This window comes from Thalassotalea euphylliae (genome assembly GCF_042682785.1).
GTDB classification, from domain to species: domain Bacteria; phylum Pseudomonadota; class Gammaproteobacteria; order Enterobacterales; family Alteromonadaceae; genus Thalassotalea_F; species Thalassotalea_F euphylliae.
Map to the genome: position 1 here is coordinate 547,384 of NZ_JBHUIB010000012.1, position 24,553 is coordinate 571,936.

The 24,553-nt window shown below is 43.4% G+C and carries 16 protein-coding genes; 4 read left to right on the forward strand and 12 right to left on the reverse strand.

Going from position 1 to position 24,553, the window contains the following annotated elements:
* Position 1: 1 nt before the first annotated feature.
* On the reverse strand, positions 2-2,200 hold the full coding sequence (gene glgB, locus ACFSJY_RS16860) for a 1,4-alpha-glucan branching protein GlgB (protein ID WP_386036974.1): 2,199 nt from the start codon (positions 2,198-2,200) through the stop codon (positions 2-4).
* A gap of 59 nt (positions 2,201-2,259) precedes the next feature.
* Positions 2,260-4,710, reverse strand: coding sequence for a glycogen/starch/alpha-glucan phosphorylase (locus tag ACFSJY_RS16865; protein WP_386036977.1), 2,451 nt, complete (start codon positions 4,708-4,710; stop codon positions 2,260-2,262).
* A 314-nt stretch (positions 4,711-5,024) separates the two neighbouring features.
* On the opposite strand from ACFSJY_RS16865, the gene ACFSJY_RS16870 reads away from it, so the two are divergent.
* Complete coding sequence (locus ACFSJY_RS16870) at positions 5,025-6,668, forward strand: alpha-glucosidase (protein ID WP_386036980.1); 1,644 nt, start codon at positions 5,025-5,027, stop codon at positions 6,666-6,668.
* Between the two features lie 3 nt (positions 6,669-6,671).
* Here ACFSJY_RS16870 and ACFSJY_RS16875 read toward each other — a convergent pair whose 3' ends face one another.
* Positions 6,672-7,007 (reverse strand): DUF3718 domain-containing protein, encoded by a 336-nt coding sequence (locus ACFSJY_RS16875; protein WP_386036983.1) that lies wholly within the window; start codon positions 7,005-7,007, stop codon positions 6,672-6,674.
* A 628-nt stretch (positions 7,008-7,635) separates the two neighbouring features.
* Between ACFSJY_RS16875 and ACFSJY_RS16880 the strand changes: the two genes are divergently transcribed.
* Complete coding sequence (locus tag ACFSJY_RS16880; protein ID WP_386036986.1) at positions 7,636-10,197, forward strand: TonB-dependent receptor plug domain-containing protein; 2,562 nt, start codon at positions 7,636-7,638, stop codon at positions 10,195-10,197.
* Positions 10,198-10,259: 62 nt separating this feature from the next.
* Here the strand turns inward: ACFSJY_RS16880 and ACFSJY_RS16885 are convergent, their stop codons facing one another.
* Together ACFSJY_RS16885 and ACFSJY_RS16890 are read right to left on the reverse strand one after the other, a co-directional pair.
* Positions 10,260-10,586 (reverse strand): hypothetical protein, encoded by a 327-nt coding sequence (locus ACFSJY_RS16885; RefSeq protein ID WP_386036989.1) that lies wholly within the window; start codon positions 10,584-10,586, stop codon positions 10,260-10,262.
* A 31-nt stretch (positions 10,587-10,617) separates the two neighbouring features.
* Positions 10,618-11,793: a tRNA nucleotidyltransferase/poly(A) polymerase-related protein gene (locus ACFSJY_RS16890; protein ID WP_386036992.1), complete on the reverse strand. Its 1,176-nt coding sequence runs from the start codon at positions 11,791-11,793 to the stop codon at positions 10,618-10,620.
* Positions 11,794-11,972: 179 nt separating this feature from the next.
* Between ACFSJY_RS16890 and ACFSJY_RS16895 the strand changes: the two genes are divergently transcribed.
* Complete coding sequence (locus ACFSJY_RS16895) at positions 11,973-13,655, forward strand: AAA family ATPase (protein WP_386036995.1); 1,683 nt, start codon at positions 11,973-11,975, stop codon at positions 13,653-13,655.
* Between the two features lie 32 nt (positions 13,656-13,687).
* Here the strand turns inward: ACFSJY_RS16895 and ACFSJY_RS16900 are convergent, their stop codons facing one another.
* The 6 genes from ACFSJY_RS16900 to ACFSJY_RS16925 all read right to left on the reverse strand — a co-directional run bounded on the left by ACFSJY_RS16900 (position 13,688) and on the right by ACFSJY_RS16925 (position 21,751).
* Positions 13,688-14,935, reverse strand: coding sequence for an HD-GYP domain-containing protein (locus tag ACFSJY_RS16900; RefSeq protein WP_386036998.1), 1,248 nt, complete (start codon positions 14,933-14,935; stop codon positions 13,688-13,690).
* A 24-nt stretch (positions 14,936-14,959) separates the two neighbouring features.
* On the reverse strand, positions 14,960-15,556 hold the full coding sequence (gene leuD / locus ACFSJY_RS16905) for a 3-isopropylmalate dehydratase small subunit (protein WP_386037001.1): 597 nt from the start codon (positions 15,554-15,556) through the stop codon (positions 14,960-14,962).
* A 9-nt stretch (positions 15,557-15,565) separates the two neighbouring features.
* Positions 15,566-16,981: a 3-isopropylmalate dehydratase large subunit gene (gene leuC / locus ACFSJY_RS16910; protein WP_386037004.1), complete on the reverse strand. Its 1,416-nt coding sequence runs from the start codon at positions 16,979-16,981 to the stop codon at positions 15,566-15,568.
* A 3-nt stretch (positions 16,982-16,984) separates the two neighbouring features.
* Positions 16,985-18,073 (reverse strand): 3-isopropylmalate dehydrogenase, encoded by a 1,089-nt coding sequence (gene leuB, locus ACFSJY_RS16915; RefSeq protein ID WP_386037007.1) that lies wholly within the window; start codon positions 18,071-18,073, stop codon positions 16,985-16,987.
* Positions 18,074-18,081: 8 nt separating this feature from the next.
* The gene (leuA, locus tag ACFSJY_RS16920) at positions 18,082-19,644 is read right to left on the reverse strand and encodes a 2-isopropylmalate synthase (protein WP_386038433.1); all 1,563 of its coding nucleotides are present in this window, start codon (positions 19,642-19,644) and stop codon (positions 18,082-18,084) included.
* Between the two features lie 277 nt (positions 19,645-19,921).
* Complete coding sequence (locus ACFSJY_RS16925) at positions 19,922-21,751, reverse strand: DUF3413 domain-containing protein (RefSeq protein WP_386037010.1); 1,830 nt, start codon at positions 21,749-21,751, stop codon at positions 19,922-19,924.
* A 168-nt stretch (positions 21,752-21,919) separates the two neighbouring features.
* On the opposite strand from ACFSJY_RS16925, the gene ACFSJY_RS16930 reads away from it, so the two are divergent.
* The gene (locus tag ACFSJY_RS16930) at positions 21,920-22,960 is read left to right on the forward strand and encodes a CDP-glycerol glycerophosphotransferase family protein (RefSeq protein WP_386037013.1); all 1,041 of its coding nucleotides are present in this window, start codon (positions 21,920-21,922) and stop codon (positions 22,958-22,960) included.
* A 50-nt stretch (positions 22,961-23,010) separates the two neighbouring features.
* Here the strand turns inward: ACFSJY_RS16930 and ACFSJY_RS16935 are convergent, their stop codons facing one another.
* Positions 23,011-24,549 (reverse strand): capsule assembly Wzi family protein, encoded by a 1,539-nt coding sequence (locus ACFSJY_RS16935; protein ID WP_386037016.1) that lies wholly within the window; start codon positions 24,547-24,549, stop codon positions 23,011-23,013.
* Positions 24,550-24,553: the final 4 nt, after the last annotated feature.

Here is a 24,553-nt window from a genome sequence, read left to right on the forward strand (position 1 = left end):
GTTATTGCTCCAAAATAAATACGGTCGTACTAAGTGGTGGTACGGTAATTGACAAACTGTGTTGCTGCCCTTGCCACGGCATATCTGATGTATAAACACCGTCAGGATTACCGATATTAGAGCCTCCATAGACTTCAGCGTCGGTATTTAATACTTCGTTGTATTTTCCGGGCACTGGTGCGCCAATAACAAAGTTAGTATGAGTATCTGGCGTGAAGTTACATATCACGATCGCGGGCGGTTCACTGTTGTCGCCAGAACGCACATAGGAGTAAACAGATTGGTCTGCATTCTCATGGTCTAGCCAGGTAAAACCATCGTGTTCGCAATCTTTCTGATATAGCGATGGTGTGTTGCTGTACAGTTTATTCAAATCTTTGACGAGCTGGTGCACGCCTGCATGCCAGTTGATATCGAGTTGATGCCAATCGAGCTCAGCGTCATGATTCCACTCTCTTCCTTGGGCAAATTCACTGCCCATGAACAACAATTTTTTACCCGGATGCGTCCACATAAAGCCATAGTATGCGCGTAAATTAGCGAACTGTTGCCACGCGTCACCAGGCATGCGTGCGAGTATAGAGCCTTTCCCGTGCACAACTTCGTCATGGCTGAGTGGAAGAATAAAGTTCTCATCAAATGCGTAGACAAGTCCAAAACTCAATTCATTGTGATGATATTTACGATGGATAGGTTCGCGCTTCATATACTCGAGCGAGTCATTCATCCAGCCCATATTCCATTTGTAGCCAAAGCCTAAACCACCCATGTCGGTTGGTTTTGAAACGCCTGGCCATGAAGTTGACTCTTCGGCTACTGAGAAGGTGCCAGGATATTCACGGTAAAGTTCTTGGTTGAACCGTTGTAAGAACTCAACCGCTTCTAAATTCTCTCGCCCGCCATGTTTGTTTGGGATCCATTCACCTTCGTTGCGGCTGTAATCGAGATATAACATCGAAGCAACAGCGTCAACGCGAATGCCATCAACATGGAAACGGTCTAGCCAATGCAATGCACTGGCTCTCAGAAAGTTAGCGACTTCAGTACGGCCGTAGTTATAAATGAGGGTATTCCAGTCAGGGTGATAACCTTGACGCGGATCTGCGTGCTCAAACAGATGAGTGCCATCAAATTGACTTAAACCATGGCCGTCAACGGGAAAATGACCAGGTACCCAGTCGATTAGCACACCAATGTCATGCTGATGACACAAGTCAACAAAGTATTTAAAGTCATCAGCATTGCCAAAACGTGATGTCGGTGCAAACAAACCAACCGGTTGATAGCCCCAAGAGCCGTCAAATGGGAATTCGCTAACAGGCATCAATTGCACATGGCTGAAGCCCATTTCAAGAACATATGGGACAAGTTGGTCGGCAATTACTCGGTAATTGAGATAATCTCCACTTTCATCGCGCCTCCATGATCCCAAATGCACTTCATATATTGATATCGCAGCATTTCTCGCATTTCTTGCTTCACGCTTTGCTAACCATTCTTTATCTTGCCATTTAAAGCTTTTGCTAGCGGTAACGATGGACGCTGTTTCAGGACGAAATTGCGCTTGTGCACCATAAGGATCTGCTTTGTGCGGTAAGACATGCCCATGAGCATCTTTTAATTCAAATTTATACAGAGTGCCTGCTTTTATACCCGGTAAAAACACATTCCAGTACCCACTGAAATTGATGTTTTGTAAGGGGTGGCAGCGGCCATCCCATTGATTGAAGTCACCAATAACAGAAACTGAACGGGCATTTGGCGCCCACACTGAAAATGATACCCCTTTGACACCATTTTGCTCTGTTAACTGCGCACCCATCACGTTATAAGGGTGCAAGTGGTTTCCTTCTGCAAGCAGATGAATGTCTAAATCGCTAAGCGTAGGAGCGAAACGGTATGGATCTTCAACCACCTGTGACGCATTGCCACGTGTTATTCTATATTGATAATCGAAAGCATTTTTACGGCGCAATTTCTTATGAAAGATGCCAGCTTTATTTTTTCGCGTGAGGCTAGCAATTGACTTCCCTGAGGCTGTTTCAATAACTTCTACACTGTCGGCATCAGGTGCAAAGGTGGTAAAAGTGATAAACCCTGTTTCGTTGCATTGGTGTTGACCCAACACGTGATAAGGCTGACTCAATTGAGCGGAAAGAATATCTTCTGTATGTCCTTTACTTAATGTCTGTGCAGTCATTTATTGTCCTCATTAAAACAGCAAACCCTCTAGTACACGGTAGCTAGAGGGTCGGGAGATTACGCTTTACAAGGCGTTAATTGCCAAATGTTGTTGACGTAGTCTTCTATTGAGCGGTCAGAGTTAAACTTACCCATGAGTGCCGTATTGAGTATCGCCATTTTTGCCCAACGTTCAGGGTGGCGATAGGCAACATCTAATGCTTGATGTGCATCCGAATATGACTGGAAGTCAGCCAGCACGAGGTAAGGGTCACCGCCATCAAGCAAGCTATGTTTGATAGCTGACAACTCGTATGGTTGACCCGGGGTAAAGAAGTCACTATCTAACCAATCAATAATTTTGGTTAATTCCTTGTTCGTTTCATAAAAATCGTATGGGTTATAGCCTTTTGATTTTATCGCTTTAACCTGTTCAACAGTATTGCCAAAAATAAAGATGTTGTCGTCACCGACTTCTTCGGCAATTTCAATATTGGCACCGTCTAACGTACCAATAGTTACCGCGCCGTTTAAGGCAAGTTTCATGTTGCCTGTTCCTGATGCTTCTTTACCAGCGGTCGAAATTTGCTCTGACACATCAGCAGCGGGGATGATTTTCTCTGCAAGGCTGACACGATAGTTTGGTAAAAATACTACTTTAAGCTTGTCTTTGATGCGCGGGTCATTATTGATTTTCTCTGCCACTTTATTCGTTGCATAGATGATCTCTTTTGCTAAGTGGTAACCCGGTGCAGCCTTAGCGCCAAAAATGAAAACACGTGGATGCATCTCTAAGTCAGGGTTTTCAAGCAGGCGGCTATACAAGGCAAGTATGTGTAAAAAATTTAAATGCTGGCGCTTGTATTCGTGAAGTCGCTTTATTTGAATATCAAAGATAGCGTCAGGGCTTACGGTGACACCTGTTAGTTTTAATATTTCGTCAGCAAGTTTGACTTTGTTGTTGCGCTTAATTGCCATGAATGCTTTCTGGAAGTCCGCATCTTCGGCTAAATTAGCAAGTTGGCTTAAACTGTCTAAATCTTTAGCCCAGTCTTCTTTTACATGCTGAGAAATAAGCGAGGACAGTTCTGGGTTACACGCTTTTAGCCAACGGCGCGGTGTAATACCGTTTGTAACGTTGGTGAGCTTTTCAGGCCAAAGCGCGTGAAATTCAGGGAACAAATCTTGTTTTACTAGTTTTGAATGTATTTCCGCTACACCATTCACTTTATGGGCCGCAACGACACAAAGATGAGCCATGCGTACCATGCGCTCTGAACCTTCTTCGATCAGAGATAGTTTTGCACGCATTTGGAAGTCATGAGGCCATTTGGCATTCACTTCTTTGTTGAGGAATTCTTCATTGATACGATAAAGAATCTCTAGGTGGCGAGGCAGCACACGCTCAAACATTTTGACTGACCACTTCTCCAATGCTTCAGGAAGAAGCGTGTGATTAGTGTAAGAAAATACTTGACGGCACAATGTCCACGCATCACTCCAAGACATTTGATATTCGTCGATTAACGTGCGCTGTAATTCCAAAATAGCAATTGTTGGGTGAGTGTCGTTAAGTTGGATGGCAGTGTCTTTTGCAAAGGCTTGCCAATCAACGCCATTACTTGCTTGATGGCGGGCGATAATATCTTTAATAGAACATGCGCAGAAAAAGTATTGTTGGATGAAACGCAACTCTTTACCAGCATCATGTTCGTCATTAGGGTAAAGCACTTTCGACACCGTTTCAGCGTACACTTTGTCTTGATGAGATGACAAGTAATCACCACGATTGAAAAGCTCCCAATTAAATGCACCCACTGAGCGGCTTTCCCACAAACGCAATACGTTGACGGTATCAGAGTTGTAACCAACAATTGGAATATCCCACGGCACGCCTTTGAACTCTAGACCTGGCTGCCAAACAGATTTAACCGTACCGTCTGCTTGCGTTTGGTGGTCGACATGACCATAGAGCGGAATAATTTGGCTAGACTCTGGACGGCAGATCTCCCAAGGGCTGCCGAATTCACGCCACAAATCTGGCTCTTCAACCTGGCGCCCTTGCTTAAAACTTTGTTTGAATAAACCGTGCTGATAATGAATACCGTAGCCCGTTGCAGGGTAGTCGAGCGTGGCAAGCGAATCGAGAAAACATGCAGCGAGACGACCTAAACCACCATTACCCAATGCCAAATCAGCACCTTGTTCAAACAAATCACTCAGTTCAATATCAAAACTTTTTAAGGCTTCTTCAGTAACGTCGTATAAGCCAAGGTTATGCATATTGTTCGACAACATGCGACCCATCAAGTATTCCAAAGAAAGGTAGTTTACTTGTCTACTTGCCGCCTTTTGTTGGCGCTGCTGTGTACTACTGAGCTTAGCAACAACCAAGTCATTAATGGCTGAACATGTTGCTCGCCAATAGGCTTGTTTGTTTTCTTTTGGCGATGCGCCATCTAACGTGAATTGTAGATGGTGCTCAATGCGTTCGCGCAATGCATTTGCAGTAATTGTTGATGTAGCCATAGTCGATTCTTTTTGAATGTAGGTGCCTTGTTAATGATCTCTCAGCCTGAGTATGACAGAGAAATTTGACATCTTTTTAAAACGTATAGTGTCGGATTTATACAAAATTATGCTGAACTTGATTGCAGAGCAATAAACTACATACGTATGCATGACAGATAAATCAATAGGATAGGCATGCATACGTATGCAGGTTGGTTGCAGAAAATAGGCGCTCTACTTATCCTGACGCTAACTATAACTAAACTAAAGCGCGGCCTATTTTTCGGGGGGAATGCAGTTCGAAAAATGAGTAAAGCGCACTCGGATTTTACATGCTAGAACAACCTTGGTGGCGCGGTGCCGTCATTTACCAAATTTATCCACGTAGTTTTATGGATGCCAATAATGATGGCATTGGTGATTTACGCGGTATCATCCAGAAATTACCTTACATAAAAAGCTTAGGTGTTGACGCTATTTGGATTTCTCCATTCTTCAAGTCACCGATGAAAGATTTTGGGTACGACATCAGTGACTATCGTGATGTTGATCCTATGTTCGGTACCATGGATGATTTTGATGATCTAATGGCAGAAGCCAAGCAAAAAGATATCAAGGTAGTCATCGACCAAGTATTGAGTCATACCTCAGACCAACATGAGTGGTTTATTGAAAGCAAGTCTAGTAGAACGAATCCAAAAGCTGACTGGTATGTATGGGCCGATGCGAAGCCAGATGGTTCGCCACCGAATAATTGGTTATCAATTTTTGGTGGTGTTGCATGGCAGTGGGAGCCACGTCGTCAGCAGTACTATTTGCACAACTTTTTAACAGAACAACCTGATCTTAACTTCCACAATCCAGAAGTGCGTCAACATGTGTTAGACAATGTTGAGTACTGGCTGAAAAAGGGAGTTGATGGGTTCCGCTTAGATGCCATTAACTTCTGTTTCCATGATGCTCAGTTACGCGACAACCCGGCGAAACCTGAGAATGAGCGTAAAGGCCGTGGCTTTAGCGAAGATAACCCCTACGCTTACCAGTACCATTACTTCAACAACACCCAGCCAGAAAACGTTAGCTTTATGGAAGATATTCGCGCGTTGATGGACAAGTACCCGGGTGTTGTTACCCTTGGTGAAATTTCTTCAGAAGACTCACTACTGACGATGGCGCAGTACACGAAAGGCAATAAGCGTTTACACATGGCATACAGCTTCGAATTGTTAACAGAAGACAGTTCACCTAAGTACATTCGCCAAACCATAGAAGAGCTTGAAGCAAACTTATCTGATGGCTGGCCATGTTGGGCAATTGGTAACCATGACGTACAGCGTGTTGCAACGCGTTGGAACAAAGTTGACAAAACTAAAGCTAATCCAGCGCAAGTGAAGATGTTCAATGCGATGTTGTCATCACTGCGAGGTAGTGTTTGCAGTTACCAAGGTGAAGAGCTAGGCCTTGTTGAAGCTGATATTCCATTTGAGTTATTGCAAGATCCGTATGGCATTACGTTCTGGCCAAACTTTAAAGGCCGTGATGGCTGTCGTACACCAATGCCTTGGACAAACGAAGCTGCGAAAGGCGGATTTTCTGCCGCAGATAGCACTTGGTTGCCTGTCGTAGAGCCACACATTAACCAGGCAGTTTCAACGCAAGAAAATGATAGCGACTCGATGTTGAATCACTATCGTGCATTTTTAGCGTGGCGAAAAGAGCAACCTACATTACGTTACGGTGATATTGAGTTCTTAGAAGCGAGTGATGAACTGCTAGTATTTGTGCGAACGTACGAAGGTCAAGCGACGTTAGCTGCATTTAACTTCTCAACAGAGACGCAGCAATACCATATTGCGCACAACCTCAAACTTGAGGCACTTAACGTACCTGGCTTCGACGTTGCGAAGCTAACAGGCAGTGAGCTTATGCTTGCACCATTCCAAGCTGCTTACTTTCGTTCGTCTTTAATCGACTAAAGTTCAGTTTATTCTGTTGTTCGCTGCTGCAATTAACTGCTCAGAGGTAAGTGACGGTAGCGCTTCAGCAACAACTTTCTTGGGGAGCTTTTTGATAATAAGCTCCCCAACATCTTTTGCTTGGCGGGTATCTGCAAATAATAGAATTGTTTGATTGTTGCAAAACACCATTTTATGTAGTGTTTTTATCTTCATTCTATTCTGCTTTAAGAGGCTTCTCAGTCGTTTTTTATCGTCAGCTGCAATGTATTCGCACGTGCTCAGCGCTAGCTTATCTGAATGAGCAGGCAGGCTTACCACAGCCATTGCGATAGCCAATAAAATGTATATTTTCCACATATTAACTCCCATTTACACTTCGAATGTAATGTGAGTCCTATTTTTTATTCTTAGCTACCCTGCACAAAATGCACATTGATTGAAATAGACACAATGTATCTTTAATAAGTATAAGAAAAAATCAAGAAATTGGTATGGAGAAATAACGCAAAGCTAACACGAGGAATACGTCACACCTATTGAATTGTAAGTGTTTATTCACATTGTTAACGTTGTGTTAACTGCGCCAAACAAGACATACAGACTCGACGAAAGTTCAAAATTGTTTACAAAATGACCGATTTTTTTACAGTCAAATTCATTTTTTTTTACAACATATTTAATACGAAGTTTTTCGCATTATTTGAGTTTGACTATACGGCTGAAATGCACGTATTGATTAGCTTTTCATCAATTGACAGGGTTTGAATTGTCTAAATGGGTTGTCACTATTTCGTTGTGTTTAGTACGAACTTTGGTGGATAAATAGAAAAAATTCACTTGTCACAGTCTTGTAAACACCCAGTAGCTGTTTTATAAATAATTGACCTTAGTCGTTTTGTGCTGTCGCTCAGACATCTACGTAAACTAAGCAAAACAATAAATATTATTAAAAAAATATAATTATAAACATTGGGAAGGAAATAACATGTCTACTAAATTCCGTGCTGGTGCACTCGCCCTTGCTGTGGGTTCTGCACTTGGTACAGCTCCTGCCTTTGCATTCGAAGATGCTTCACTTGAAGAAGTTGAAAAGATTGTTGTAGTAGGTTCGCGTGCTGCACCTCGTTCAATCGCAGACTCTGCGGTTCCTGTTGATATCGTTGGTGGTGATGAACTAGGTAAGTCTGGTTCAAGTGATATGCTTGATCAGTTGGTAAGCACTGTTCCATCATTTAATGTGCGTGCACAGCCTATTTCTGATGCTGCAACGTTAATTCGTCCAGTAAACTTACGTGGTTTGTCATCTGACTCTACGTTGATTCTATTAAATGGCAAGCGTCGTCATCGTGCTTCAGTAATCGCCTTCCAAGGTGGTGGTGTGAATGATGGTGCGCAAGGCCCAGATATCTCCGTTATTCCAAGCGTTGCACTTAAACAAGTTGAAGTGTTACGTGACGGTGCTGCTGCACAATACGGTTCAGATGCTATCGCTGGTGTAATGAACTTTGTATTGAAAGATGAAGCGGACGGCGGCTCACTTTCAGTGAAGCATGGCGAGTTCTATGAAGGTGACGGCACAACAACCACTGTTGATGGCAACATCGGTATGCCGTTTACAGATGACGGTTCATTAAACTTAAGCTTCCAATACAAACAAGCTGACGCTACTAGCCGCTCTGTTCAGCGTCCAGATGCGCAAGCTTTATTTGAAGCTGGCAATACCTCTATCCAAGATCCTGCCCAAATTTGGGGTAACCCTGAAATTGATGATGACATTACTTTATTTGGTAATATCAAGTTAGATCTGGGCGATGATAAAGAATTCTATACGTTTGGTAACTACTCAGAGCGTGATGTTACGGGTGGTTTCTACTATCGTAACCCTCATAACCGCGGTAACGTATACTCAATTGATGGTGGTGAAACACTATTAGTAGGTGATGTTGCACAAGCAACGGAAGGCGCGGAGCGCACATGTGCCGTTGTACCGGCAAACGTACCAAACGTTTTGGATACTCAGGCTTACCAAGATATGGTAGCTGATCCAAACTGTTTCTCAATGAACCAAATCTTCCCTGGCGGTTACACACCTCAATTTGGTGGTAACATCACTGATACGTCATTAACAATGGGTGTTAAAGGTGATATCAAGTCGGGCATCTTAGCGGATTGGTATTTTGATTTAAGTGGCTCTGTTGGTCGTAACGAATCAGAATTCTTCTTAAAGAACACGCTTAACCCGTCTTTAGGTTTAGATACACCGACAGATTTCGAAACGGGTAAATACATCCAGTTAGAGAAAACCTTCAACTTTGATTTAGTGAAAGCGGTTGAAGTAGATGGTCTAGATGAACCTCTTAACGTAGCAACAGGTGTTGAATTCCGTGAAGAGAGCTTCGAGATTATTGCAGGTGAAGAAGCGTCATGGAAAGCGGGCGATTACGCTGACCAAGGTTTCAACATTGGTTCTCATGGTTTCAAAGGCTTTGGTCCTGAAACACAAGGTCGTAATGACCGCCGTAACTGGGCTGCCTATGTTGACGTTGAAGCTTACCTAACAGAAGACTTCATGTTAGGTGCAGCGCTTCGTTGGGAAGACTTTAATACATTCGGTGATACAACTAACTACAAACTAACAGCGCAATACTCAATTAATGATGAGTGGTCAGTTCGTGGTTCAACATCGACAGGTTTCCGTGCGCCAACTGTTGGTCAGGCAAACGTAGTAAATACAGCGACATCGCTTGTAAATGGTGAGCTAATTCAAAGTTTCCTTGCGCCACCAACTGATCCATTATCAGCGTTCTACGGCGGTCAAGAGCTAGAGCCTGAAGAGTCAGAATCATATGCAGCGGGTATCGTATACAGCAGCGGTGATTTCTTCTTAACTATCGATGCATATAGCATTGAAGTGACAGACCGTATCGCACAATCTAGCCAAATTTCTGTTAACCCAGAAGACTATGACGAGCTGCGTGATTTAGGTGTACAAAACCCAGAGTTAATCTCAGCAGTGACGTACTTCGCAAATGACTTTGACACGACGACAACTGGTGTTGATATTGTTGCAAACTACTCGATGCAGTTGATGGGCGGTGATACGCAGTTCGCACTAGCGTATAACTTTAACGACACTGAAGTAGACAAGTTCAATCCTGAAACAACATCAGAAGGTAAAGTTAAACGCTTAGAAGATGGTATGCCAGACCACCGTGCAACATTCACTGTTAACCAAAGCTGGGAAGAGTTTAGTGGCTTTGTTCGCATGAACTACTTCGGTGAGTACTTTGCGGTACATGCTGATGATGATTGTTTAGACGGTTGTTGGAATGAAACAGCGGATGCTGCGGTAACTATCGATGCTGAAGTTAGTTACTTCATCAACGACATGTTCACGCTATCTGTGGGTGCTAACAACATCTTCGATGAAGAAGCTCAGAAACTTCCATCAGAATCTTACGGCGTATTAGGTGCTAAGTACTACGAAAGTGGTCCTTTCGACTATAACGGCGGATTCTACTACGCGAAGTTAACGTACAACTTCTAATCTGTCATTACTCCCGAAAAAGCCCAGCAATTGCTGGGCTTTTTTATGAAGATAAATTCCTATTAGATGAATGTAAGAGGAATATCGAGTTTTGACGAAAGTTGGCGGGTAATAATAGCGCGCCAAGTACTGCACACTTCCAACCTTATTTCTTGGCAACCTTGCTTTTCAAATTCTAAATAGGATTCTCCAATCGCCTGAGCTGCATCAGGAGTCAGACCCGCTTGGTCTTTGGGATGTTCAAATAAAATCCAATTGTTTGTATTTGGTATAGCATCAACGATAGCTGCGCGAATTGACTCAATGCCTTCTTTATTGAAGCCTCCAACAGGGTAGGTGTGGACAATATTGCCCTCTACTATCACTGAGAAATCCCCATGTGCTACCATCTTTATCTCCTTGTCAGAGTAATTATAGCGCTTACATAGCGTTTATTTGAGACGCGATAATCTTTACGCGCTCACGATCCATAGCTTCTTTAATTGCCTTACCCTTTACCCCTTGTTTTACATATTCAGTCGCTACGACGTCTCTTAATAAATGCGCCGTATTTTTTAGGGAATTCACTAACTCGGATGGTAGACAGTCACCATTAAGGCCACGGGTTGCGAGTATAATGTTGTCTAGTAGCTCTGGTTTTCGATAGATATCTGCTTGCTCAAAGAAAGTCAGCGATTCTCGGGGCGATTGTGATGGTAAATTAACTATTTGCTCGTGGAGTTGCCACGTTTTTTGTGTCAGCAATTTAGGCGCATTAGGCACTTTTAGCTGCGACAATATAGCATTCAGTGCGGACTCTTGATCATTTGGGGCAGTACTATCAATCAGCTGATTTACAAATACAGCAAATCGGATATCTGCATCTTTCGTTAATTGAGCGACACGAACCAATGCACTGGTTACCTCTTGAATGTTAATGACGGAAGTAGATATTGCCGAAATAATAGCGGTGAGTGCTTTGGTTTCATGTAGTAAAGTAATAAACACTTCTGGATTAGGTTCGCTAATCGCTCTTTCAAATTCCTTCCAAATTCTTTCTGCTGACAAAGCACTGAGCTCACCGCTTAGCGCAATTTTCTCCATCAATGCTTTAGTTTCATTCGCTACGGTAAACCCGTATTGCGTATAACGAGCGGCAAAGCGCGCAACGCGTAAAACGCGAAGAGGATCTTCTTCAAACGCAGGAGAAACGTGGCGTAATACTTTGGCCTTTAGGTCTTCTTTACCACCATAAGGATCAATAATATCGCCGTGGTGCGATTGTGCCATCGCATTCACGGTTAAGTCTCTACGCATTAAGTCTTGTTCAATGGTCACGTCAGGTTCTGCGTAACATTCGAAACCCGTATAACCTTTACCTTTCTTTCGCTCTGTTCTTGCCAGAGCATATTCTTCCTTCGTTTGTGGGTGCAGAAATACAGGGAAATCTTTACCGACTTGAGTGAAACCTAAGCGCTTCATTTGCTCGGGTGTTGAGCCAACCACTAAGTAATCTCTTTCCACAACAGGGTGATTGAGCAGGGTGTCGCGCACTGCACCGCCAACAAGGAATACAGAGAGCGAACTTAGGTCAATAGGCATGGTGTCGTTTTTCATAGCGTGGCGGTTACTGCTTTATATGAAGATGTTTGTTCAACTTAATGGAGGCAGTGTAACACAGTTCAAAACTGCAGTGCTCTGAGCGTGGGACTCTTTTAGTTTGTGCTTTGACATATGAATTGAGAGCTAGTAGTTTGAGCGTCGATACTTATAATTCAGCGCAGCTATTTTACATAATGTACACAGGATTTTTTGGTTTAGGGGATATACCTTTTTCAATTGCGCCTAACCCTGATTTTTTATTTTTAGGTGATCGTCATAAGGAGGCGCTCGCGCACTTAACCTACGGACTTGGTGATACAGGCGGATTTGTTCTGTTGACAGGGGAAGTAGGAACCGGGAAAACGACGCTAAGTCGCAGGTTGCTTGAACAACTGCCAGAGAATACCGACGTTGCATTCATTCTAAACCCCACGCTGTCGTGCTTAGAGCTGCTGGCGACTATCTGCGATGAGTTAGGCGTTCGCTATAAAAAAGCGGGCGTCACGTTAAAGTATTTGACCGACAAAATTCAGCAAAAGCTGTTAACTAACCAGGAGCAAGATCGCAATACCCTGTTGATTATTGATGAAGCTCAGCACTTGCAGCCAGAAGTGTTGGAGCAACTTCGGTTACTTACAAACCTTGAAACGAATACGCGTAAGTTATTGCAAGTCGTGTTAATTGGGCAGCCTGAGTTGCAGCAATTGCTGCAGCGACGTGACTTGCGTCAATTGGCGCAACGTATCACTGCGCGTTACCACTTGTTGCCATTAACCCGCAATGAGGTAGCTGAGTACATAAAACACCGATTGGCTGTTGTGGATTGTCATCGTCCGCTATTCAAGCCTAACGCTATTTCTACGATTCATAAAATATCGAAAGGCATCCCACGTTTGATTAATTTGCTGTGTGATCGCGCACTTGCCAATGCTTACGGCAAGAATGACGCACTGGTGACAAGAAAAACAGTGATAGAAGCCTCAGAGCAAGCGTTAGGTAGTGAATATCACCTTCAACCTTGGTGGCGCAGCAGAGCACTTATAGGCGCCAGTGTCGCAGCTAATCTAGTGGTCATCGCAGGGGTAGCATTTTGGTTCGGCAGCCAACAGAATACTCAAGAAGTGTTAGTCAATACTGCGAAGGTCAACGCTACTGAAGAGGTTCAATCGCCAGTGGTTTCCGTCTCTCAAAGCGCAGAAGGCAAAGCAAATGAGGAAACTCAATATGTTGGCTCTGCGCTGCCTCCAAGCAATAGTGAATTGACAAAGGCTAGTGTGCAGGCTGAGCCTACAGCAGAACCTAAACAACAAATTGATAGCGCTTCTCCGGCAGATAATAGCCAGCCTGAACAGCTGGTGGTTGGTCATTTACCGCAATCAACAACCCATTCATTGCGGCCCCAACAGTCTGCTGGTGCGCGAAAAAATGACGCAGAAAAACCTAGACAAATCTTAAGTCACGAAGCCGCTCAACAGCCAACCGAGCGACAGGCAGCAACGGCGCAACCTCAAAACTCGGTGACGTTTGATGCGTCACAATTGGAAAGTAACTCGAATGACTTATTGAATAGGTTACAGGATGCGATAGAAGAAACCGATCAAATTGCCGATAGTGATTACGTGGAGCCTGAGCCAGAGCAGCCAGTGCCCTCTTTACTTGATATGCCTTCGCATATTCAAAATCGTGTACCAGCGATGCAGTTTGAAGTGCACATTTATGCGACCGATGGAAATGGGTGGGTGAGAGTAAATGGTCGTGAGCGCTACGAAGGAGATATCGTTGCAAACGGTATTACACTTGCGCAAATATTGCCGGATCTTGTGATCCTGGAAATGGATGGCGCGCAGTTTTCTTTGCCCGCATTGAGTAGCTGGTAAGTGATACCAGCTACTATTTGCCAGCAAGCAAATTAGCTGACAAATGCCGTTTTGAAAAAGTTAAGTAAACTAATGTTAAATTCTTCTGGGCGAATACATTTGTCTACTTGGTCACGGTATTTCGACTTACTCAAATCAATATCCTCAATCGGTATAGCTTGATTGAGACGGGCATTGTAGAAAACTTTAACGATAGGGTGGGTTGGTTTTGTTTTGTTGCGTTCACTTACTAAGCCAATTTTGCCGCTGTTAAGCTGGACTAAAGTACCTACCGGATATGCACCTAAACATTGGATAAACTTTTCGACTAATTCTTCGTCGTAAGCGGTAGCAGATTCTTGAACCAAGGTTTTAAAGGCTGCAACAGGGTCGATAGCATCTTGATAACAGCGATCAGATGTCATCGCATCATAACTATCGATAATTGCCATCATGCGTCCGTATTTACTGATGTCATTACCCTTTAAACCTCTTGGGTAGCCACTGCCGTCGATACGTTCGTGGTGCTCTAAAATCACTTTCATTGTAATGTGCGAGATATGTGGCGTGTCTTCTAAAATTTTAGCGCCAAGTGCCACATGGGTTCGGACAATACTTTGCTGTTTGTCGGTGAGCGGACCTGGTTTATTTAGAATATCATCAGGAATAAACACTTTGCCAATGTCGTGCATAAATGCACCTAGTGTCAGTTGTTCGATAACATCGCGATCAAACTTTAGGTGTTTAGCGAAAACGGCCATCAAAATAGAGCAATTTAGCGAGTGCTCCATTAAATAGTTACTTTTAGAGCGAAGCCGAGATAAACACGTCAACGCATCTTGGTTTCTGAATATAGAATCCACCATAGCGTCTGTAGTCTCGCGCACTTCTTCAGCGTGTAAGCTTCTATCAGCATTTATATTGGTTAAAATCTTACTTTGTAATTCTTTAGCGTTGCCGTACAGTGACTTTGCTTTGTTTAGCTCGTCATCTAGCGATACAACTTTTTGGCGGCCAACACGATTTAATTTAGACAACGGGCTAGAGCTAATATTTGGCATCACTTTGTCGATATTATCTACGGCCTTTTGACGAGAGGGATCGACAATTACTTTTTTTATACCAGCCTCTTTTAGCTGCATTACTTTAGCTAAGCTCAGTACGTAACCTTCGGATTTGAGGATAAATCCTTTGTCTTGATAGGAAATCGATTTTACGTACATGCCTGGACGTAACAGATCGATGGTAATTTCTTGGTAACCGTTATCTTGTAATTCGCTTGGCATCATTAGCCCTGTCATAGCCGATGCCAAGCGAGTAGGGCTTTACTGCCAATTAGCTAGTTTTGCCTCATATGCCTCGATGACATCTATTTTTTTAAGTGTCCAGCCGACGCTGTCTACACCGTTTTCTAAACAATATTGATGAAATTCATCTAATGAAAAAGTGTAGCATCTGTCGCCGTCGCTGACTTTATTATTAAGTAAATCAACCGTCAACGACTTTGTCGTCTGTCCGCATTGGTCGAACAGTTCATTTATTTCGTCGTGGGTGAGTTTTACCGGTACAATGCCAATGTTGATGCAGTTTGCGTAAAATATGTCAGCAAAGCTTGGTGCTATAATCGCTTTAAAACCATATTCTTGTAATGCCCACGGTGCATGTTCGCGACTAGAACCACAGCCAAAGTTCTCCCGCGTTAATAGTATACTCGCACCTTGATATTGGGGAGCATTTAAAATGAAGTCTGGATTTGGATTCTTACCTTCCGCATCTATATATCGCCAGTCATGAAAGGCATGCTGCCCAAAACCTACACGTTCTGTTTTTTGCAAAAATTGCTTAGGAATAATTTGGTCGGTGTCTACATTAGCGATGTCTAATGGGGCAACTAAACCTGTATGTGTGGTGAATTTATCCATGCGTTGCTCCTAGTTATTCGCATTTAAATCTACAAAGTGACCAGCAATTGCTGCCGCAGCTGCCATTTCAGGGCTGACTAAGTGGGTTCGGCTACCTCGGCCCTGTCTACCCTCAAAGTTTCGATTCGAGGTTGAGGCACAGCGATCACCTTCTTCCAACCTATCGTCATTCATACCTAAACACATTGAACAACCTGGCAGGCGCCACTCAAATCCTGCTTCAGTGAATACTTTGGCTAAGCCTTCTTGCTCAGCTTGCTCACGCACACGGTAAGAGCCCGGCACCACAATCGCGTCAACATTTGCAGACACTTTTTGACCTTGTTCTGCAAATTGACTAACGACTTTAGCCGCGGCACGCAAATCTTCTATGCGAGAGTTGGTGCAGGAGCCGATAAACACTTTGTTTACTGGTATATCAGTGATTTTCGTCCCTGCAGTTAGACCCATATAATTTAACGCTTTCACACAAGAGTCTTTTTCTACCGGATCTGTAAAATCCTCTGGCGCGGGTACAGTGGCGTCAATTGAAGTGACTTGTCCTGGTGTAGTGCCCCACGTCACTTGCGCTTTGATATCTTTTCCTTCAAGGACAAGTTCAGTATCAAACGTAGCGCCTTCGTCAGTTTTTAATGTTTTCCAGTAAGCAACAGCTGCTTCCCATTCATCCAATTTGGGTGCGTATTCTTTATGCTGAATATACTCAAATGTGGTTTCATCGGGGGCGATTAAACCCGCTTTAGCGCCAAATTCAATGCTCATATTACAGATGGTCATGCGTTCTTCCATTGACAGTGCCTGTATTGCATCACCGCAATATTCGACTACATAACCTGTTGCACCTGCGCTCCCGGTTTTGCCAATAATAGCCAAGATAATATCTTTGGCGCTGATACCCACGCCAACGTTGCCTTTTACTTCGATACGCATCGTTTTCGCTTTTGTTTGGCGTAAGGTCTGTGAAGCAAGTACGTGCTCTACTTCAGAAGTACCAATACCGAAAGCTAGTGCGCCAAACGCACCATGCGTAGCAGTATGTGAATCACCACACACAATCACCTGACCCGGTTGTGTGATGCCAAGCTCTGGCCCCATGACATGGACAATACCTTGGTTTTTATGTCCCATACCAAATAATTTGATACCAAATTCTTCACAGTTTTTCTCAAGCGTACGCAACTGATTCGCTGCCGCATCACCTGCTGCATCAATAGCCACCGAGCGTGTTGAAATATTATGATCCATGGTGGCAATCGTTTTGTCTGGACGGCGTACCGGGCGATTATGAAATTTTAAATTGGCGAATGCCTGCGGAGATGTCACTTCGTGAATTAAGTGTCGATCGACGTACAACAAAGGCGTTTCACCTGGGGTATTTTCAACTAAATGGCTTTGCCATAACTTCTCATATAAGGTAGTTGCCATGGGTTATGCTTCCTTTATTTGCTGGCAGATATAATCGCCGACTTCACTAGTGGTTTTGGCTTCTGCTTTTTTATCTGCGGGCATTAAATCGGCAGTTAGCATGTTATCATCGAGTGCCCGCGCCACAGCTTTTTCAATAGCGTTTGCAGCGCCGTCTTGATTCAAGCTGTAGCGAAGCATTAAGGCTGCTGACAAGATTTGTGCAATGGGGTTAGCAATGCCTTTACCTGCGATATCTGGGGCGCTACCGCCAGCAGGTTCATACATACCGAAGCCAGATTCATTTAGGCTCGCAGACGGCAACATACCCATAGAGCCGGTGATCATTGCGCAAATGTCTGACAAAATGTCACCAAAAAGGTTTGGGCATAACATAACGTCGAATTGATTTGGGTCACGCACTAATTGCATCGCTGCATTGTCGACATAAAGATGTTCTAGCTCTACATCAGCGTACTCTTTAGCGACTTCATTCACGACTTCTCGCCACAAAATACTCGTCGCCAATACATTTGCTTTGTCCACTGATGTCACTTTGTTGTTTCTTTTACGTGCCGCTTGAAACGCTAAATGTGAGATGCGGCGGATCTCCCGGCGAGAATACAACATGGTGTCAAAGCCTGTTTCTTCCTCACCGTCGCCTTTTCGCCCTTTGGGTTGTCCAAAGTAAATATCACCGGTTAATTCTCGAATGACTAAGACATCAAATCCTGGTGCTGCGATATCGCTGCGAAGCGTCGACAACTCGGCTAGTGCAGGTTGTAGGGTCGCCGGACGCATATTACAAAACAAATCAAAATGCCCGCGTAAACCCAATAATGCGCATCGCTCTGGTTGCTCTGTTGGTGGCAAATTCTCCCATTTAGGGCCACCGACAGAGCCAAATAGAATGGCGTCACTCTGTTCACAGCCTTCCAGAGTTGATTTAGGCAGCGCATGACCATGGTTGTCGATGGCACAGCCACCAACGTCGTAATCTTGCATATCAATGGTAAAGCTAAATTTATCGGCCACGGCAGCAAGCACTTTTTTTGCTTCCTGCATCACTTCTGGGCCAATGCCGTCGCCGGCCAATATTGCTATAGATGACATGTTTTTCCTTATGAATTTATAATTTGTTTTGCTGAGCGCTGCTCGCGGATAGATTGAATTTTTTGCGCACGTTCGATGGCATTTAATGCTGAAACCAATGCTTGGCCTGATGCTTCAATAACGTCGGTGGCAATACCGTAACCGTGAAATTTTCGGTCTTTCCAGTTCACCACTAAGTTAGCCACGCCTAAACCGTCTTCACCTTCACCTTTATTTGAAATTTTATAGTCAGCGACTTCAATATCAACAGCAACACATTCCTTAATCGCTCTATACAAAGCGTCGACAGGGCCGTTGCCTGTTGCTGATTGCACCTGAACTTCCTCGCCGATGGCTAGTTTTACACCCGCCGTCGCAAAGTCGCTGCTACCAGATTGGACGTGCAACTCTTCGATGCGGTAATAGTCTTTTGTGTCTTGTTGTTGAATGTTGAATAACAAGGCTTCTAAATCATCATCAAATACTTGCCCTTTTTTATCGGCAAGCTTTAAGAAGTCTTGGTATAAGGTGTCTAAGTCGTAATCACTTTCTTGATAACCTAGGCTTTCCATACGGTGTTTAATCACGTGCCTGCCACTGCGTGAGGTAAGGTTTAATTTGGTTTTACTGATGCCGACGCTTTCGGGGGTCATGATTTCGTATGTGTTTGAGGCCTTCAACATACCATCTTGGTGGATGCCTGAAGAATGGCTGAACGCGTTGCTACCAACGATTGCCTTATTGGGTTGTACAGGCATGTTGCATAAGTGACTAACCAATTTAGAGGTTTTGGCAATTTCTTGATGTTGAATACCTGTTTGCACACCTAAAATATCAGCACGCGTTTTCATGATCATTGCCACTTCTTCCAATGACGCATTTCCAGCGCGTTCACCAATACCATTGACGGTGCATTCTATTTGGCGAGCACCAGCTTGCACTGCTGCAATAGAATTTGCCACGGCTAGCCCTAAGTCGTTGTGACAATGCACTGAAATTCGAGCTTGGTCTATATTCGGTACACGATTAAAAAGTGTATCAATGATACCGCCGAATTCATGTGGCAAGGTATATCCAACGGTATCTGGGATATTGACGGTGGTAGCGCCCGCTTTGATGGCTTGTTCTACCATTCGACATAAATTATCGATGGGTGTGCGGCCAGCATCTTCACAAGAAAACTCAACATCATCCGTAAATTGTCGAGCGTATTTAACGGCATGTATTGCCATTGCCTCTACATCATTAAAGTCTTTACGAAGTTTTTGTTGTACGTGGACATCAGAGGTAGAAATAAACGTGTGTATGCGAAATTGATTAGCAACTGAAAGAGCATCAGCACATGCTTTAATATCTGCTTCAACGGCACGAGACAAACCACAAACAACTGAATTTTTGACATGTTGCGCTATCGTTTGCACTGAATTGAAATCGCCTGGCGACGATACAGGAAAGCCTGCTTCAATAATATCAACACCAAGACGTTCAATCGCTAAAGCAATTTGTAGCTTCTCATGAACCGATAAGCTTGCTGTTAATGCTTGCTCGCCATCTCGTAATGTCGTGTCGAAAATGATTACCTTGTTGTCCATCATTCTTGTCCTATGGTTATCCACTAAGCTAAAAATGCAGGCATAAAAAAACCCGCGTAATTAGCGCGGGTTCTTCGGTTATTCTCTGTTATTAACTAATTCAAGAAGCAACAACAAACCGTCCGCGCGCAGTTAAGGCGAGGAGGAGGTTAATAATAATTGTTACTGTTGCGTTCAACACAGAAAAAAGTCCGATTAATTTGTCTGCCACTATTAGTAGCGTATTGCTAGGAACAAAGTCAACGGTTAATTTTGGTTAATTAATAACTAACTGACCTTACTTAGAAAATTTCACCATATCAGACAACACACCATTGAGTAGTTTTTTATTTAACTCTGCATCGCTGATGGCTTTGTAGTTACCATCACGTACTTGGAAGTTCCCCCAACGATCAATTTCATACAGGGTATCGCCGGTTTTTATCGCATAGTAATGGTTGCGACCAAGCAGAATAGGGCGATCTTCGACACCATTTGAAAACATAGAATGGCCAATGCTGTATTCTTGCATTGAGCTGTCACAGCCCAATACCTTTGTCATTAGTGTCGGTACAACGTCGAAATGCGAGGTGACATACTGAGCTTTTTGGGGAGCTTTATCGGGCCAATACACAACCATTGGAACAGCGGTTTGATGCCAAGAGTAATTGCTATTATGCCCCCAAAAGCCCAGACCATTTTCATTAAATTCTTTGCCATGATCACCTGTAATAATAACGATAGTGTTGTCCAAATAAGGTTCAATTTCTGCTAATGCTTCACCAATTAGCATGTCATTGAAATGAAGGGCGTTTTTATACAAGTTTAGGAACGGAGTCGCGTCATAATCATCATCCAGAGCCATAAAGTCTGGCTCTTCTAGAGTCGGCGAAAAGGGCTTTTCATAATCATCTGGCAGTGAGAATCCATGCGCAGCATCAAGCATGATAAGGCTAAATTTAGGCTGTCTATTGTTGGTACTTTGATACCAGATTTTGAAGTCATTGATAGCATCTTTATCGCGTTGCCAGGGGGTATCACCGTCTGATGTTAACCGCAGGTTTTTGATATCCCGATACAAGGTCAGATCAAACTCCGGCATTGTCAGCTTTGCGCTGGAGAATATTTGCGATTGATAGCCTCTATGGTTGAGCGCTTGAATTAATGCCGGGCCTTTTTGATTTTCAAGCATCACATCCCAGTAATTACCCGGTATGCCATAAAGTAAAGAGAACATCCCATGACGTGTGTTATTACTGCCGCTAAAGTGATTTGTGAAGTTACTGCTGTGCTCAGCAAAATGTGAAACGTTTGGTGTTACTTCAGGAGTCATCATATCTGCACGCCAGGAATCGACCACTATCATGATGATGTCCGGTCTTTCTGCAACCTCTTGGAAATTAAGAGGAGATAACGGGTAATTCACCCCCTTACTGCGCTTCTTACCCGCCAATTTTTGTTGCATTTTTGCCGCTTCAATATCTAACACCCCAATTTTGGCGAAAAATGATTTTGCCGTGGTAGGGAAAGACAAAGGTAAATAGCTGCGTTGCAGTGTTACATCGCTTTCAAATGTGGCGTCAGCATAAGCAAATAACGCATGCCCAGATAACAACGAAACAATCATAGCTTTGGCGAGATTGGCTTTTCGTAACCCATTGAAGGGATTTAATGATGCTAATTTTAGGAATATCGCTTGTATGGCGATGAGGGCTGCAATAACAGTTATTATTTTCAACCACATCATCAGCGGAAATGAGATAACCTCATCTCCGCCAGCGAAAAAGAATTCGACGACCATGCCATTCAAATGAAATCTATATTGCTGATAGACAAAGGTATCTGTTAGCAGAAGGGCGCTGCTTAGGCCAAATAGGGTAAAACTTATCCACCACTTTTTAGACGTATCATGGGTTGTTTTAGCTAGCCACCATACTACTGTGGCTACAACGGCGACCAGTAATCCTAAATGGCCTAGAGAATAGATAAAGGCAAAAGATTTCCCTAAAATAGTATCGCTGCCATCGTGAGCTTGGTAATAACGGTTAGCAATGAGTAACGCAAACAAAAAGTTTAGGAATACGAATGGCGCATAATAACGTGAGAATGATGTATTGAGTAATCGCATAATTATCCTTAACAACAGCGAAGACAGATAAACACAATATTTTTCATTGATTTGTCGAAAAGTTAATCAATAAAACGTAATACCCATTCTTGCTATGTGACGAAAATATGTCAAATGGATTACAATCACCACTTTGTAAATACACCTTCATCCTGACAAAATATTGATATGCCAGCTAAAAAGTTTCTTTTATACATATCCCAAAACTATTCTTTCGCTATTCTGAGGCCTTTGCAGGCCGCTATATTAGCGCGCGGTGATGAAGTGAAATGGTTCGTCAAAGGCAACGATGTCAATATGTCTTATTTTGACGAGAATGAGCTGCGATTGGCAACCGTGGATGACATTTTTAATTATCAGCCGGATGCCATTTTTGTACCAGGAAACTTAGTGCCCAGTTTTCTCCCTGGCCTAAAAGTCGCTGTATTTCATGGATTTAACGTTGAAAAACGTTCAGATAGCCGAGGACATTTTAATATTCGCGGCTGCTTTGATATGTATTGTACTCAAGGACCCAATACGACCGGGCCTTTTCAATCGCTTGCCGATGAACACAAATTTTTTAGTGTGGCAGAAACTGGCTGGCCAGCCATTGATCCGCTCTATGACTTCGTCCCTACGGAACAGGCTAAACCGACTATTTTGTTGTGTTCGACTTTTTCGAAACAATTGACCTGTGCTCCACACTTATTTGAGCAAGTTAAGCAGTTAAGCGCTAGTGGTAGATGGAATTGGTTAGTTCAGTTTCACCCCAAAATGGAAAAAGCTATTGTTGAACAATATAAAAGTATTCAAAGCGAACACTTAACGTTTGTCGAGACAGATAATGTATTGCCATTGCTTCAGAAAGCCGACGTGATGGTATGTGACACTTCTTCTGTGCTGTTGATGTTCTTATTGCTATCTAAACCGGTTGTTACCTTTAAGAACTCGAATTCCAAAAATTATTTGATTGATTTTGATGTGCCTAGTGAGCTTGAAGCACACATCGAAACGGCATTATCTAAGCCAGACGAATTGATGCAAAATATCGAATATTTCCGTGAGCAAACGCATCCTTACACAGACGGAAAGTCCGCGCATCGCGTTCTTGCTGCGGTTGATGAGAGGCTATCAGGGGTGAACAACCCCGTAAAATCTAAACCGCTTAATTTCATTAGAGAAATGAAAATGAGGAAAAGTTTAGGATATTGGAAATTCTGGTCATAAAAAACGAGGCTATAACCTCGTTTTTTAATCTGCTTGATACCTCGCGGTTATCACAGGTTGTACTCAATATTCACAAACAATGTCATATCGGTGTCATCGTCTATATCATTGTCAAAAGTTGATTCGCTAATACTACCGCCAAACGTATAGCGCCAACGCTGATAACTATATTGTATTTTGCCTGACAACATTAGCATGTTTTCCGCGATTGGCGTCAACGTGTTACCAATCAGTGGATCTTCTGGTGCTTTGTCACTGTTGTCTTTATTAAGTTGTAACCAGCGGAACTTGGTTTCGAAAGCTAGGTTATTTTGCACTTGCGAAATAGCGCCGAATACTACACTAGTCGCATCATTCTCATACAAACTGCCAATTGTTCTGCCGTTATATCGCATACCCGTTTTATAGATATGATGCTCGTAATAGCAGTCCCCGATTGAGGAGGTACCATCACCATTGCCACCATCTCTGCAGGTTGCATACGTATCTGTCCATTCAACAAATAAGCGCCAATGGCGGTCGAGGAAGTTAGCCCTTGTATCAATTCCACCTTGGTAGCGCTCCTCACCGAGAATACTTAAGCCACCTTTGCTATCGCCATCTTCCGCAAACGACGTAAAATATAGCGATAAAGGATGATTGAAAAGGGACGTCGAATAACGAATATCATAGCCAGCCATTTGGTTACCGGGTTCTTCACCGTCAGCACACTCTTCTTCTGAAGGGCCAACACCACCACAGTTATCTAAACCAGCTAGCACATCCCAAAATGTATCAAGCCCCTTTGGACGGCCATCACCTGCCCACTGTGCTAAACGTGTGAGACCTATTTCCCAGTTTGGTGCGGGTTTAAAGTTAAGTCTAAAGCCCCACAGCAGTGTATCTTCGACAACACGGTCATCATCCATTACCCCCATAAAGGTGGTAACTGTCCATGGAATGTCATGCGAGGTAAACGGAATAGTCATAGGTTCCGCTGATTTACGCGACAATGCGAGTGCTGGCATAGGGCGGGCGTTATTGGTTAAGCTTAAACTTGTGTCCCAACCTGGCCCCCACCAGCGATCTTGCATCCCAAATGACGCAACCCAATTACCCAAGTAAGCTGCAATATAACTGCCATCATAAGTGACTTTGTCGCCGTCACTAGGTGAGGCGTTAAAACGAGGCGAAAACTTAGCAGCAAAATGCTCGGTCATAAAACTCGTGTGCATTTGTATATTGCTTGCGTCACGATACGGATCGCCAAAACTGGTAAATCGCGCATCTTCGTTAGCGACGTTTAACTCTATACGTTTATAGCCTTTTTTAGCCATACGCAATTGCTGATTTACATAAGCAAATGCACTTAGCGCCTCGTCATCAAGTAAATGCGTTTTTGCCTTACGAAGATCTCTAGCAATATCATTCCACATTAAGGGAAATGTTGTGGTGGGCGTCGTGATAACATGTAAATCAGCCAAATGCTGAATGCTCTCTCGTAAGAAAATATCACTGGTATCTACCCAAGGTTCGCCTAAAGCAGAGGTGCTAGCCAGTAAAGAAGTAGCAAAAACTGCAGGCTTCAGTCTATGCAATACGCGTGTCATAACT